15 protein-coding genes are annotated in these 14,598 nt (G+C 36.5%); 5 read left to right on the top strand and 10 right to left on the bottom strand.

The features are described from left to right. Positions 1-126: 126 nt before the first annotated feature. Together dnaJ and PQO01_RS08400 are read right to left on the bottom strand one after the other, a co-directional pair. Positions 127-1,263 (bottom strand): molecular chaperone DnaJ, encoded by a 1,137-nt coding sequence (gene dnaJ, locus PQO01_RS08395; RefSeq protein ID WP_274313575.1) that lies wholly within the window; start codon positions 1,261-1,263, stop codon positions 127-129. Beyond that, the gene (locus tag PQO01_RS08400) at positions 1,263-1,946 is read right to left on the bottom strand and encodes a nucleotide exchange factor GrpE (RefSeq protein ID WP_274313576.1); all 684 of its coding nucleotides are present in this window, start codon (positions 1,944-1,946) and stop codon (positions 1,263-1,265) included. The genes dnaJ and PQO01_RS08400 overlap by 1 nt, the downstream gene beginning before the upstream one ends. Positions 1,947-2,091: 145 nt before the next feature. On the opposite strand from PQO01_RS08400, the gene PQO01_RS08405 reads away from it, so the two are divergent. The 3 genes from PQO01_RS08405 (at position 2,092) to PQO01_RS08415 (ending at position 4,227) form a co-directional block, all read left to right on the top strand. Beyond that, a complete protein-coding gene (locus PQO01_RS08405) occupies positions 2,092-2,532 on the top strand; it encodes an NUDIX hydrolase (RefSeq protein WP_274313577.1) in 441 nt (146 codons plus the stop codon). A gap of 304 nt (positions 2,533-2,836) precedes the next feature. Beyond that, entirely contained in the window at positions 2,837-3,133 is a 297-nt protein-coding gene (locus PQO01_RS08410) for a hypothetical protein (protein WP_274313578.1), read from the top strand. 2 nt (positions 3,134-3,135) lie between these two features. Further along, the gene (locus tag PQO01_RS08415) at positions 3,136-4,227 is read left to right on the top strand and encodes a DNA alkylation repair protein (protein WP_274313579.1); all 1,092 of its coding nucleotides are present in this window, start codon (positions 3,136-3,138) and stop codon (positions 4,225-4,227) included. 80 nt (positions 4,228-4,307) lie between these two features. On the opposite strand, the gene PQO01_RS08420 is transcribed toward PQO01_RS08415, so the two are convergent. From PQO01_RS08420 to PQO01_RS08450, 7 genes are all read right to left on the bottom strand, one after another. Beyond that, the gene (locus PQO01_RS08420) at positions 4,308-5,240 is read right to left on the bottom strand and encodes an IS3 family transposase (protein ID WP_337994444.1); all 933 of its coding nucleotides are present in this window, start codon (positions 5,238-5,240) and stop codon (positions 4,308-4,310) included. A gap of 23 nt (positions 5,241-5,263) precedes the next feature. After that, complete coding sequence (locus PQO01_RS08425; protein WP_274312221.1) at positions 5,264-5,572, bottom strand: transposase; 309 nt, start codon at positions 5,570-5,572, stop codon at positions 5,264-5,266. 88 nt (positions 5,573-5,660) lie between these two features. Beyond that, on the bottom strand, positions 5,661-6,575 hold the full coding sequence (locus tag PQO01_RS08430) for a hypothetical protein (RefSeq protein WP_274313580.1): 915 nt from the start codon (positions 6,573-6,575) through the stop codon (positions 5,661-5,663). A 43-nt stretch (positions 6,576-6,618) separates the two neighbouring features. Continuing rightward, entirely contained in the window at positions 6,619-8,406 is a 1,788-nt protein-coding gene (locus tag PQO01_RS08435) for a C45 family autoproteolytic acyltransferase/hydrolase (RefSeq protein WP_274313581.1), read from the bottom strand. A 119-nt stretch (positions 8,407-8,525) separates the two neighbouring features. Beyond that, a complete protein-coding gene (locus PQO01_RS08440; RefSeq protein WP_274313582.1) occupies positions 8,526-10,136 on the bottom strand; it encodes a CTP synthase in 1,611 nt (536 codons plus the stop codon). Positions 10,137-10,271: 135 nt separating this feature from the next. Continuing rightward, the gene (locus PQO01_RS08445) at positions 10,272-10,898 is read right to left on the bottom strand and encodes a hypothetical protein (RefSeq protein WP_274313583.1); all 627 of its coding nucleotides are present in this window, start codon (positions 10,896-10,898) and stop codon (positions 10,272-10,274) included. Further along, complete coding sequence (locus PQO01_RS08450) at positions 10,880-12,715, bottom strand: PTS sugar transporter subunit IIA (RefSeq protein ID WP_274313584.1); 1,836 nt, start codon at positions 12,713-12,715, stop codon at positions 10,880-10,882. The genes PQO01_RS08445 and PQO01_RS08450 overlap by 19 nt, the downstream gene beginning before the upstream one ends. A gap of 121 nt (positions 12,716-12,836) precedes the next feature. Here PQO01_RS08450 and PQO01_RS08455 point away from each other — a divergent pair, with 121 nt between their 5' ends. Continuing rightward, positions 12,837-13,259, top strand: coding sequence for an SRPBCC family protein (locus PQO01_RS08455; protein ID WP_274313585.1), 423 nt, complete (start codon positions 12,837-12,839; stop codon positions 13,257-13,259). Between the two features lies 1 nt (position 13,260). Here the strand turns inward: PQO01_RS08455 and PQO01_RS08460 are convergent, their stop codons facing one another. After that, positions 13,261-14,208, bottom strand: a complete 948-nt coding sequence (locus PQO01_RS08460) for a protein kinase domain-containing protein (RefSeq protein WP_274313586.1) — start codon at positions 14,206-14,208, stop codon at positions 13,261-13,263. A gap of 153 nt (positions 14,209-14,361) precedes the next feature. On the opposite strand from PQO01_RS08460, the gene PQO01_RS08465 reads away from it, so the two are divergent. Next, the gene (locus PQO01_RS08465) at positions 14,362-14,574 is read left to right on the top strand and encodes a DUF1737 domain-containing protein (protein WP_274313587.1); all 213 of its coding nucleotides are present in this window, start codon (positions 14,362-14,364) and stop codon (positions 14,572-14,574) included. Positions 14,575-14,598 lie beyond the last annotated feature (24 nt).

The following is a 14,598-nucleotide window of genomic DNA, read 5'->3' on the forward strand; positions in this document are numbered from 1 at the left end:
TTCATCATAAAGTCTTCAACCTAAATATCTACCAGTTTAGCTTTTTTATTTTAATCTAAATACGTACATAAAAAAAATGAGTAAGCCTGAAAAACTTACTCATTTCTCAAATAGAATTAATACTAATTAACCACCAAAAAAGCGTCCTGCTTTTTCAAAAAAGGATTCCTTCATTGGTTGAACATTATCACCGCAAAGATCGGCAAATGTCTGTAAAGCTTCTTTTTGTTCAGTATTTAAATTTGTAGGAACTTCAACGATAATAGTGACAATTTGATGTCCCGTGTCATGGCTTCTTAGGTTTTTAACACCTTGACCTTTTATACGAAACTTTGTTCCTGATTGAGTCCCTGCTGGAATTTTTAAATTCTCTTTACCTTTTAGCGTCGGAACTTCAATTGAACCGCCCAAAACTGCCGTTGCAAAACTCACTGGGATTTTACAATAAATATTATCGCCTTCACGTTCAAAAATATCGTGACTACGAACATGAAAGACAACATATAAGTTACCTGCAGGAGCACCTTTCTCACCAGCATCGCCTTCGCCTCGGATTCGCATCTTAGAGCCTGTATCTACACCCGCAGGAACATCTATTTTAACTTTTTTCTCTTTGCGAACAGTCGCATTACCACGACATGTATTACAGGGCTTCTCTATCTTTTTACCACTACCATGGCAATGAGGGCACTCTTGATTGACTGAGAAAAAACCTTGCTTAATATGAACTTGTCCATTGCCACGACAAGTAGGACATGTCGTCATTTTTGAACCTGGCTCGGCTCCTGATGCATCACAGCGCTCACAGGCTTCATTTTTCGTTAATGAAATTTCTTTTGAACAACCAAAGACAGCTTCCTCAAAAGTTAATTCGAGATCTTTCCTAAGGTCAGCACCCGGCTGAGGTCCACCACCGCCTCCACCACCGAAAAATGATTCAAAAATACTTGAGGCGCCACCGCCTCCACCACCGCCGAAGACTTGGCTGAAGATATCAAATGGATCGCCATGCATTCCACCTCCGCCACCGCCGCCGCGCTGAGTGTAAGCATCATGGCCAAATTGATCATACTGACGACGCTTTCCTTCGTCAGAAAGTACTTCGTAGGCTTCTGAAATTTCTTTAAATTTAGCTTCGGCTACTTCATCACCAGGGTTTTTATCTGGATGGTATTTTACTGCAAGCTTTCTGTAAGCTTTTTTTAGCTCACTTGCCGAAGCTGATCGAGATACTCCGAGAAGTTCATAATAATCTTGTGACATTATGATTCCTCACTTTCAATCAATTCTTCTTCAACCACTGCTTCTGGTCCTTTGCTAACAACTACCATAGCAGGACGAAGAAGCTTCTCTGATAATTTATAACCACAGCGAGTCTGAGAAAGCACTGTCCCCTCTTCTACTTCATCAGAATGAGATTCTGAAGTTGCTTCATGAAGGTTTGGATCAAACATTTCACCTTGGGCATTAATTTCCACTACGCCCATGTCATCCATAGCTTTAATGAACATATTTTGAATCATGTTCATTCCTTGAACAATCATATCCAAGTTAACATTATCCATTTCAGTAGCCTGCATCGCCATTTTGAAGGTATCATAAACTGGTAAGACATCTTCTAACACACTCGTTTTACCTCTCTGACGTGCGTCTTCTTGATCACGAACACTACGCTTTCTGAAATTATCAAAGTCAGCACGTTGTCTAAGTAAAGAGAGTTCTAAGTCGGCAATAACTTCTTCTGGTGATTTAGGCTCTTCAAGTTCTTCTTGAATTTCTTCTGTTGCTTCATCAGCCTGTTCAGCTTCTTCACTTGTGATTTCTTCTGATGTGTTTTCTTCAACAGTCTCAATTTGCTCTTCAGCACATTCTTCACTCTTTTCTAATGTTTCATTTAGCTGATCAACAACTTGTTCTTCGCTTTGATCTTTTATCTCTTCGGACATAAGATTTTCCTTAAATTTAAATATAATTTTTAGTCGCCGATTTTAACCTCATTGAAGTGAAAATTCAAGTCATCTCAAGATTCACTCTTTTGAAAAAAAACTATAAAGATATAATTTTAAGCTACTTGATTTAAATGGAGTCAAAATGTCCTACCGCTACACATGCGCAATATTCATAGTAAAAAATCAGAAAGTCCTTTTAATTGAGCATAAAAAACTTAAACGATGGCTACCACCCGGAGGTCGTATTGAAGAGGATGAAACCCCTGATGAAGCCGCTTTGAGAGAAGTCTATGAAGAAGTCGGTCTAAGGGTTAAATTATTAGCGCCTACACACAAAACATTAGCTAATGTAAGGATTATACATCCCCCAATCCACATACAAGTAGAACACAACCCACATGGAGCTGATAACTTAGACTTCATCTATTACGCAGAACTTTGTGATAACAGTGCTTTCGTTAAATTAAATCAAAAAGAAGCAAGTAATTTCGAATGGTTTGATACAAAAATGATTAACGAACGCATTGCTGAAGATGAATTAAAAATCAATGCCTTAAGAGCTCTAGAATTTTTGAATCAATAAAAGTTAAGAAAAAGTTAACACTACTCTTGAATAGGAGCTCATTTTTTTTTATTATAGCTATGAATGGAATTCGTTCCAAGAACTTAGCGACATGGGTAAATTTAATTATTTAGGACACCCCATGTCGCTTTTTTTATTTTTATTCTACTTAAAAATAAGAAGAACATCACTGCAAGCCGACAAGTTTTGATTCTGAGCTATTTTTATTAAACTTAGGCCTCACTAAATCATTTTTTTTTTTGATTTCCTGGCATTCTTAGGATAAATTATAAACACACACACAGTGCAAAATAAGGAGAGAACTATGCCACACGTTTATGTCCGTCCAAGTCTAAACCCTGTCAACCTAACTCCCAAGATTAAGGAAATCAAAGGTCCATTCGCCTACCTCCACTTGAAACGCACCATCAAAGAACAGAACTTTGATGTAAAACAACGCCAAAACATGCGAAGGCAAGCCAACGCCTTACTTGACTCAATTGATTTATCTGATATTGAAGAACAAGAAATTGATAACTTACTAAAAGAAAGTCTAAGTACTCGCTACTGTAAAAAATGCAGTGAAGAACTCTGTTCAGATGCTTGCCCTTTTTGTGAGTAAAATTGCCTGAACTTCTTAAGGATTCTTATAATAAATGTTTTTTAGAAAAATTAGCTAAAAACATAAAAAATGAGTCTTCTAACTTTAACCAACGAGTCTTTGTCAACCATTGCTTAAATGAACCTTGGTTAGACTTAAGCTTAAAAGAGCGTATGAAAAAAATCTCCTACGCTCTTAATTCATGTATCTCTGGTGACTTCGTCTATAAAGCATGTCTCTTGACCAAAGTCAGTAGTCAATTCAATGGCTACACTGCATGCCTATTTCCCGATTTTATTGAAGAATTTGGGATAGATAATTACGAACAATCTATTTCGTCACTAGAAGTCATGACAAAATACTCAAGTTCTGAATTTGCTGTCAGACCATTTCTCGAGAAATACCCTATTAAAATGATGCAGCAAATGATTGCATGGTCCCAAAACAGCAACGAACACATTAGACGTTTAGCATCAGAGGGTTGTCGACCCCGCCTTCCTTGGGGAAAAGCATTAAATAATTTCAAAAGTGACCCCAAGCCTATTTTAGAAGTCCTTAATCACTTAAAGGATGACCCTAGTGAATACGTAAGGCGCTCTGTAGCCAACAACCTTAACGATATAGGCAAGGATCATCCTGAAATATTAAAAGATTTTGTAGCTAAAAACTTAGGTCATATTTCTAGTGATTGTGATAAAATGCTGAAGCACGCCAGCCGAAATTTACTCAAATCTAGCGATAAGGATATTTTAAAACTTTTTTCATATCCCTCAGTACAGCACCTTAAATTAGGAATGCTTAATTTAAGTAAAAATGTTATATGGGGTGGTGAATTATTTTTTGAATTTCAAGTGACTAGCAAAACAACTATAGGCTTATTGCGTATTGAATATGAAATTGAGCATTTAAAAATGAATGGAAAATACCATTCCAAAGTCTTCAAAATCAGCGAGAATAACATTGATAAAAACACTAAATCTATAAAACGAAAACATAGCTTTCAAAAAAGAAGCGTACGTAAATATTACCCAGGCATACATCGACTGCACATAAAACTCAATGGAGAACGCGTTAAGTCAGCAAGCTTTAATTTACTCGCTTCAGATCAAAGCTAATGTTCTAGCTACTGTGCTGCTTCAGCGGAAATTAGACAGTTAGGCATTTTTTCTTAGCTGAGATTTGTTACATTACTGGCTTATGAAGCTTCTGCAAAGAACTCTAACCTACGAATTTTTGCCTCAGCGAGTTTTCTTTTTCTTTCTTGAATAATACTCACATCTTTACCAATAAGTTTATCGCTTGGAGTAATGAAGCCAATAGAACTATGAAGACGGGTGTTGTTATAGTACTCCACGTACTGCGTGACAACTCTTCTCGCATCCTCTACACTCAAGGGAACTTTTGGCCGGATTGAGCCCTCTTTCAAAGTGTAATGAAAACGTTCTAACTTTCCATTGCTCTGTGGATAATATGGAGAAGTTCTAACATGAGTGAGACCATGGATGGCAATGAATTTTTTGAATTCCTGCCCTGTATACTGAGAACCATTATCAGTAATAATCCTAGGTCTTGCTTCTGGAAACTTCTCCAAAGATCTTTTAACCACTATTTCGGCATCCTGCTCATCCATTGATTCTCGAATTTCCCAATGAAGTAAACAACGACTATAACCATCTAAGACGCCTATAAAGAAGTAAAACCTTTTATTGATCTTCACGTAAGATATATCAGTATGCCAGTGTTCATGAGCTTGTAGTGGTTGCTCAAATCCATTTCCTTTACTGGATTTCTTTGTGGTTTTAGTACGCATAAGCCCTACATCTGATAAAATACGATAAACAGAGGAGCAACTCATATACGCAATATCTTCATCAATCATCATATACGTCACAGCTCGGTAGCCTTCTTGATGATGAGACTGGTAATACTCAATGACAGTTCGTTTTTCATCTTCAGTAATCCAAAAATCCTTGGGCTGTTTACCATTATGTTGATTATCCTTGCCTTCTCGTATTTTCCATTGATAAAATTTACTAGGATGAAGGGCTAAGGTTTTGAGCATACTACGAAGACTGATTTGCGTACGCTCATGCCAACTATACAGGTATTGAACGACCTGATCTCGGATGTTTTTACTAACCCAGTTTCCATTTAGATCAGGCCACGTTTCTTTTTTAAGCTTATATTCTCCGCCACGAGTTCAGCGATAACATCATTTTTCTGTGAAGTAGTCGCTTGGAGTAGTGTATTTTCTTTTTCTACCTTCTTTAAATTACTATCGTTATCCTTGGTGAAGGCTCGAGAACCATTTTCAAAGAACTCTTTTTGCCAACGATAAAATAGCGTCGTTGTAATATTGAGTTCATCACAAATATCAGATACAGGAGTTCGCTCAAGTAGGTGTTTACGAATGGCGACAACTTTCTGGTCGGCACTAAAATAACGGCGTTTTTTAGACATAATTCATTTCCTTTTCGGAGGGTTACAATTTTAAAGTAACTCAACTAAGAAAAAAAGTGATGTGTCCTATTTCAACTGAAGCGTAACACTACTTAATGCTTAATTTTTTTCGATAAAAGCTTTCACTGCGATTAAGAATAAATGGCAAATACAAGATAGCTGAATAATGTCCTGCCATAAGAGTATATGATTGTGCACCTGGCATTGCCTCAAAGAGCATATGACCATATTTATAAGGCACTGATTTGTCAAAATAAGCTAATATGTGCAAAGTTTTTCTACCGTCTATATATGGAGCCATAATTAGAGGATCAATTTCAAGTTCTCGTTTCAAGCTTTCTCTGAAGCCCTTAAGACCACCACCATTTTCTTTTATATACTCCTCTCTAACTCTTTTAATCCCCTTCTCATCTGACTCACTTAGCATATTAGCTAAATCCCCTCCAGCTAAAACCATAACTCCAGCACTTACCCTTTGATCATCTCCCAAGATCATACTTGTTTTTATCCCGCCTTTACTAATTCCAAACATAGCTATATCAGAAAAAAGGAATGGCTTTTGTTCATGTAAAAAATCAATTATTAAACGGTTATCTAAGATGAGCTCATGCATTTGTAAATTTAAATCAACTGGAGACTTTAATTTCTTGTATGCTTCTTCTCTTTTTACGATCACACAGTTCCACCCTCTTTTATAGAAATATTCTGCCACGTATTTAGATATTCTATATTTCCCTTTTGAAATCGGCTGTATCATTAAGAGAGGCACATCTTGCCGTGGATTTATATAAGCAATTAAGCCAATCCATCGTTCGCGTTCATCTTTAAAAACTAAGTTTGATTTGGCTTTTAGTTTATATTCTACAATTTGGGTTGTTCGATCAGAGCTAATAGTTTCTTTTGTATATTCATAAGAATGAGAATCTGTGTTGAATTGACCATAAACATCAAGTGGATTACTGCACTTCTCTGCCTGAGTTATTTCATATGGGTTTTGTCTCAAATGACAAGAACATAAAAAAAGGACTAAAAGTAGAAATCGCATTTTATTGAGGCTTTTTATAGAATTCTTCTTTGAGTAAATCCGATAAATGTAAGTCAACAAACTCTTCATCATAAGCTCCGTTATAAACACCTGCATATGAGAACCACAGTTTTAAATTTTCTGGTATGAACAAGACAGAATGAAGATTATTATCCATACTTGCCGTTGGTGCATTCATTAAATCAATAGCTTTTTCTTCATCTATTAAAGAAGATTTTTTGACGCTATTATGCAAAGACTCATAACGCGATCCAGAAGCAATCATCAAACAAGATGGAACTTTATGAGGTAGTTTTTTATGATTTTTACCTGGATCTAAAAACTCAATAGATTCAGGTTTCGCATAAACTGCAGTCGAGCTCCTATCATTGCCGTCAGCAAATATATAGTAGTACTCACAAGTACGTGGATTACTTGAAAAAATTTCTTTAGCTTCGTTTAAATTACTCGCTCTCTCTAAAGTCATGCGCATTAAAATTGGCATGGGAACACCATCCCAAAGACCTTCACCTCTACCTCCCATTTCTCCTAAAGATATTTTCTCCTGATTCATTCCACTCACTGAGCCTATAAAGCCAGCAAAACCTATATTTACAAAGGGTATTGCCCCAATTTTTTCTACAGTAAAAATAGCATTATCATACTGTAAGCCTATCCGACACATGTAGTCAAGCACTCGCCCATGATACATGATGCCATTGAGGGTTTTATCGTCTTTTACTGTAAACCCAGAACAATGAAATAAAGCAGGAAAATAATTGGCTAAATGAATCTCTTCTATAGGGATTTGAGAACCTTCCGCTAAGCCCTTTAATTCCTCTATATATTCTTGTGGAGTATGCTTATCTAGGCTGGCCTGTGCTTCACGGATCCTATCCATAAACCAATCGCCTGTTTTTATGCTATATACCATGCCCATTAAATAAAGTGTACTATCGACGACTCTCCGACTTTCTTCAGCTAAAAACTTGCCATGCTGCCAACCAATTTCATATGCGGAACCTTTTAAGTATACATAATTCATCCCGTGCAAGCGTTTTAGCTTACCGTATTTACCTTTGAGGTATTTCTCTTTTTTTTCAGGCTTAAAAATTTCATAATGACGGATTTGTAGATAGCGTGCTAAAGATCGCGTCAAACTTCGATCCATATCAACACTTTTTGGTCGTACAATTTTTTTAGCCCGTGAATTTCTGTAGATCAAACTTCCATAGTTTGAGCTTTCAAATTCTAAATTCATTACACCTGTTTTAAAAAATATTTTGGCTTCGTCTAAATGCGATTTTTTAAGCGTAATTTCAGCTAGCATGTATCCATCTAAATATAAGTAATAAATTGACTCATTTTTTTGAATCACAAAGTCTTTTTTATTTTGTAATTCTTCTAATGAGCAAAGACTACTAATATCTTGACCTAAGCTTTCATCCATACTATGAAGACAGGACATTAATGACTTAAGAGAAAAAGCATTTTCTCCACAAGAACTCATAAAAAGTGTTTTGTTATGTGGTGTATAGAGCTGAATGCGATCTTGGTCACGCGTAAGGTGAAGTTTAAGTAAACCTACTGAAAAACTTAGAGAAAAACGAGATTCTCCTTTGGATATATAACTTAGGGTCCCTGCTGTATCATCTTCACTATCATTAGCTTTAAATTCATAGTGAATACGCCGTGTAAATTGTTCTGTACTTGGTTTTACAAACTTTTCATAGGCATCAAATAATTCACAATCAGCCGATACGCTTAAAGAGAGGAATAGTAAGATGTAAATTAGTTTGAGTGGCTTCATAAAAACTCCTTGATTAGGTCAATATATTATTAAGCCACTACAGAAATCAAACTTAGCCTAAATTATTTCCAAAAAAAAAAACCGGGTAAAAACCCGGCTTATCAGAAATCAATCTAAGATTATTTTCTATAGTCTAAAGATGCTTTTACAAAACCACTGAATAATGGGTGTGCATCAAGAGGTGTAGATTTAAATTCTGGGTGGAATTGGCACGCCACAAACCACGGGTGATCTTCTCTTTCTACAATCTCAACTAAAGAACCATCAGGTGAAGTACCCGAAATAATTAAACCCGCTGCTTCTAGCTCTTCCTTAAATTTGTTATTGAACTCATAGCGGTGTCTATGGCGTTCATCAATTCGACTACTGTCATAGGCTGCATGTGCTTTAGTACCTTCTTTGAGTACACAGGGATAAGAACCAAGTCTCATAGTTCCTCCCATTTCCGTAACTGATTTTTGATCGAGCATCAAATCAATAACAGGCGCTGGTGAACTCTCATCGAATTCACTTGAATTTGCACCAGTAAGTCCTGCTACGTGGCGAGCAGTCTCAACTACTGACAATTGCATACCTAAACAAATACCGAAAAATGGAATATTATTAGTTCTTGCGTGATTGATCGCGTCAATCTTACCTTGAACTCCACGGTGACCAAATCCACCTGGAACCATAAGGCCAGAAACTCCATCTAAGAGTTCCTCGACATTGTCACTATTGATTTTTTCAGCTTCAATATGGCGAAGTTTAACTTTTGCGGAATGAGCAATTCCGGCGTGAATAAGTGCTTCGTTAATACTTTTGTAAGCATCTGCTAAAGATACATACTTACCAACAACGGCTAATTCAACTGTACCATTTTGAGGGCTAATATAGGTTTCAACCATTTTACGCCAATCATCAATTTTGAGGTCATTAACTTCTAAATCTAATGACTGTAGAATCTTCACATCTACATCCTGATCAATAAGTTCTAAAGGAACTTCATAAATTGTATTAGCTACATCAACTTCTTGAATAACTTTATCGCGTTCAACATTACAAAATAGTGAAAGCTTGTCGATATGCTCTGGCTCTAAAGGTCTTTCTGAGCGACAAACTAAGAAATCAGGCATAATACCAATTTCACGCAAAACACTTACCGACTGTTGAGAAGGCTTCGTTTTTAATTCTCCTGCAGCAGCTATGTAAGGAACTAAGGTCAAGTGGATAAATAAACCATTTTTAGGTCCGATTTTATGTCTATATTGACGAATAGCTTCCATGAAAGGAAGTGATTCAATATCACCTACTGTTCCACCAATTTCTGTAATCACAATATCTACATCTTCGGTATCCATTGCCGATATGGCGCGTGTAATTTCATTAGTTATGTGTGGGATAACCTGTACAGTTCTACCTAAGTATTCACCACGACGTTCACGCTCTAAAACAGTTTTGTAAATTTTACCTGCTGTGTAGTTTGAATGCTCACAACAAGCCGTACCTGAATACCTTTCATAATGACCTAAGTCTAAATCTGTTTCTGCACCATCTTCTGTAACATAAACTTCTCCGTGTTGATAAGGTGACATCGTTCCTGGGTCAACATTTAAATATGGATCGAGTTTTTGCATTTTTACTGAGTAGCCACGGCGTTTCAACAATAATGCTATTGATGCTGCAGTGATCCCTTTACCTAAAGATGAGACAACACCACCAGTAACAAAAAGATGTTTAGTTTCTTTCATTTTACTTAATTCTCTATGTAGTTTTTATATAATTGCTTATTTATCACTTAAAGTAAAAATTCCAATCTCAAGTTAGAGCTCATTTGCTGATTATAGAGAATAAAATTATAAAGTAAAAAGTAGTATTTAGATGCTTTAATTCGATTTTAAAACATTAAGCCACATACGCCTGAAATCTTTAGGGCCAATAAACTTTTTAGTTTGATGAGAATAAAGACCACAAAGTTCACCCTTCATGTTAACAAATGCACCCCCATTATCTAGATCATCAAATTGAAAGGCGTCTAGAGGATTAGATAAATCTCGCACCAATCTAATGGCTGGTCGAGGCGCATTTGGATCCGAAAATGATATAAACAAGCCCGTCCCTGACAATTCATTTGTTCCTGAAAAGCTTAAGCCCTTGGCATTTGTGTAAGTCATATTAGAAAGCAAACGAATTACAGACATCGATTCATTATGACCAACAATACCACCTTGTAATTGTGGCGAATGTGAAAAATCGACCGGAAGTAATTGACTATTAAGATCTCCTTCTAAAGAGGCCGTTAAAAGTAAACCTCCAGGGATTAATATTGCCGTTCTCTGTCCATTAGCATCATTTATCATGGCTGAGTTATCTTGTAATTTTGGAATAATCTCCATCATCAAGAGCTCAGTTGACTTTAAATTCTTGTATTGCTCTCGCTCTATGGACGAGCATGAAGCGACAAGCAATAAAACTAAGACAGTTCCAATCTGTGCTACTGATTTTTTAGCCATTCTCGTGTACTCTTTCTTTTTGCAGCAGTATGTAAGCCCTCTATAAAACCCTCTTTCATCAAACACTTAGTAATGTTTTTCATGGCTTCAATATGCATCTGCGGTTCATTCAAGGGACTTACCAAAAGTATTATATATCGAACACCTGCACCATCAATACTATCCCAATCAATGCTTTCGCCCTCTCGCACATAGGCGAACACGGCCATTGGGTAGTCGACGTCAGCTGAGCGACAATGCGGGATAGCTAATTCATCACCTATCCCAGTACTACTTAACTTTTCTCGCTCTAAAACCAATGAAATAGTTGCCTGTAAATCTGTTATATCGCCATTTCTCATTAATTCTGAACAAAGCATTTTGATCGCATCTTCTTTTGTTCGTAGTTCAACATTGAGAAGAACTCGGTCATGAAACAAACTTTCTAGCGGGATTTTTTCAATATCAGAAGACTTATTAGAATTTTCGAGTTGTGCTTGGCTCTGTTTATCATCAATCAAAATTTGCTTCCACCTCTTGACACTCCAGTTAATTAGTGGCGCCCCTACTATCTCAGAGAGGATGAATGCAGGAACTAAACTATTAATGAAGGTGTCTAATAAGGGGTTATTATGTTGGTGTAAAACAATAAATGCGACTCCTGTCGCACCCATATTCGGGACAAATAAGAGGGGCAAATATTTTTTTGCTTCGGGGCGAGTCGCAAATATGCTACATGATAGGTAACCACCACTTAATTTACCTATCAGACGCATGACAAAATAAATAAGCGCAATGTTAAAAGTCTCTTTGCTCAAGAGTGTATCAACATCCAAATGCACACCTAATAATGCGAAGAATATCAAGTGGAAGAAGCCCATTAAATCCTGGATTCTTAAGGAATCAAAAATGTATTGATTATGTACATTCGCTGTAATAACACCTGCAAATATCACTGGAAGCATAAAAGGAACTTTTAAGCCCAAAGATATTCCCACGATAACAGCGATCACCGACCAAATGACAAAAACTATATTAACAGTTGGGATTGTATCTGAAGATAATAGGTTCTTTAATTTACTATCATTGACAACACCCTTAATCTCATCTGAGCTAAACGAGTTACTTGCTGCTGTACGAATAAGCCAAAAACCGACTATACTGATAACAGCAATGATGATAAAAGATTTCCCAATAAAACGTAAATCCCACGCTTGCCCACCATCAACGAAAAAGCTGACCATTAAGAAAACTATAAAAATTTCTGCCATGGCTTCTAACACCATAGTTTGCGACCAAACTGTCTTAAACTTACCTTCTACTTGCCTTCTAGACATAGAAATGAATGCCGCACACGGCGATGTACCTACAGCCAAACAACCCGCGATACAGCTAATGGGCCAGCCTAAATCAGTTAAAAAATAGAGCGCACATGATACCAAGCCAAAGGCTAAGGCTGATTGGGCAAGGAAGTTAAAGCTTGAAAAGCGCCAATTCTCCTTAATTCGATCCAAATGGGTCTCATCCGTAATAGAGAATAAAATAACTCCCAAGTATATAGGCATAAAAAAAACAAAACTATTAATCGCAAAGTCGTGAACTTCTCGCAGCGGAAAACTCCATCTCAATAACTCTTCTACGTGTGGGTACTGATTCGCAATTTTTTTCGAATAGGTCATAAAGAGTGGCCCACCTACAAAGCCACCTAAGATTTGCCCAATTATTTCACCTAAACCAAAGCGACGCGAAATTCGCCCACCTACATAAGCTAAAAAGATTAAAACTCCCACTATAAGAATTTGACTAGTTATCCTAACTAGATTCGGGTCGTTATTCAAATTATATGTTCCTATCGTTTCTCAATATTTTAGGCTAATCCTTTGATTATAAAAATCAAGAATACTCTCTTGTCAAAGCTGAATAATGCGACAAGTTATAAGAAATAAAGGAACAGTGTTAATGCAATTTGAATATATAAGTTTTATTTCTGCAAAAGTAGAAAAAGTTTGGCAGTTTTTTAAGGATCCACATTTATTTAGTCAATTCCAGATTGCGCCTCTACATAGTTTTTCGTTTCAAGAAAAAGCGGGCTTCAGTTTGGGGACAGATAGCATCCACGTATTGAAGGCTAGTTATGATAAGATTGAAACCAACAAACTTATACAACTCAAACTAACTTATGCCGAAGTTGATGGCGAAAGTATGGATGTAAAAATCATATTCTATCCGCTCAATGAAATGTCTTCATTGAGTATCATAATCGATAATCTTACAGCAGATGACCCTCGCCTTGATGTGGCGAGAAATCATTGGCCGGGAGCTATTTCACAATTAAAATCAATTATTGAAACTGGTCAAGGCCTACCTTGGCCGCAGAAATAAACTAGTGTGGGGTTACAGTGAGTTGCTTACGGATCATTCCTTTGAATTCTGGGAATGAGCCTAACCTCAAGCTCTGATTTGAATCAGTCAGGCGCTCAACTAATTTAATGAAGCTCTTCGGCAAATGAGCCAGTTCTTTTTGCATTAAGTTTGCTGCATTATTACTCAGATGTTTCTCGGCAGTCTCTTGTAGACTTGATGCATTAAAAAGCTTTCTTGCTGTAAAAATATAATGAATGAGAAGCCCAATACTGTATAGAGAGCTTCGGCAATCTTCTTTAACACCCGTTAGCCTTTCGGGAGAAATAAAATCAGCTGTACCTGACACATCGACATTATCATCCACATCTGAACTTAAAGAGGAAACGTGCCCATAGTCACAAAGTTGAATTTGTCCTTTTGATGAAATCAAAATATTTTGAGGCTTTATATCAGGATATAAAAATCCATTTTTATATAAACATTGAACTGCATCAGTAATTTGTAGGATAAGCTCTAATCCTTCGCGAAAATCCATAGGTCCATTTTTCTCAATGAACTGTGCTAAAGTACCACCTTTTTCATAAGGAGTAATCAAACCCGCATATGTAGCATTTTCAAAAAAGGCTTCCAAGGGAAGTAAATGTTTGTCAATTTCTTTTAAAGAGCTGTAAACTTCATACTCATTATTCAACTCTTTAAGTGCCGTCAGATCTTTTTTATCTACAAGTTTTATAGCTTTGTCACCTGATCTGAATACTGCACCAGAACCTCCGTAGGAGATAAACTCTTCTAAATAAATCTCATCTATATTAAAAGGCTTAAAGTTCAACGTATTACAGGAGCTACATTTGAATATATTAAACTTGCTTTTCTGAGGTAAGGTCGAATTACAATAACTACAAAAATCATCAGTAATGATTTCTTCATTATTTTTTTTTCCAAAGAGACTCTTTAGTAGTCGACGCATATAAACCTTTACTTAATCAATATTTAATCAAGTATAAATGGGTGAGAAAGAAAATCTACACTTATTACACGAAAAACTTCTGCTTTGTTTTGAATAGCACCATAAAAATAATAAATTGAATTTACCAATCTATAAATCATAGGGAGCTTAAAGATGCGTGTAACAGTAAAAGATTATAAAATTGTATTTAATGTTGAAGGTGAAGCTTTTGACAATCTAGTCACAGAATGTCTGAACGACGGCTGGGAACTCTATGGAAATCCATGGGCTCACCAAGAAGCAGGAAATCCAATTGTTACACTTTATCAAGCGATTTTTCGCGACACAGCAGTTATCATCGAAGGTGATGACATCCCAGAAGAATAGTTTCCATTTTTACACACAAACATA

The organism is Lentisphaera marina (assembly GCF_028745505.1).
Taxonomy (GTDB): Bacteria; Verrucomicrobiota; Lentisphaeria; order Lentisphaerales; family Lentisphaeraceae; genus Lentisphaera; species Lentisphaera marina.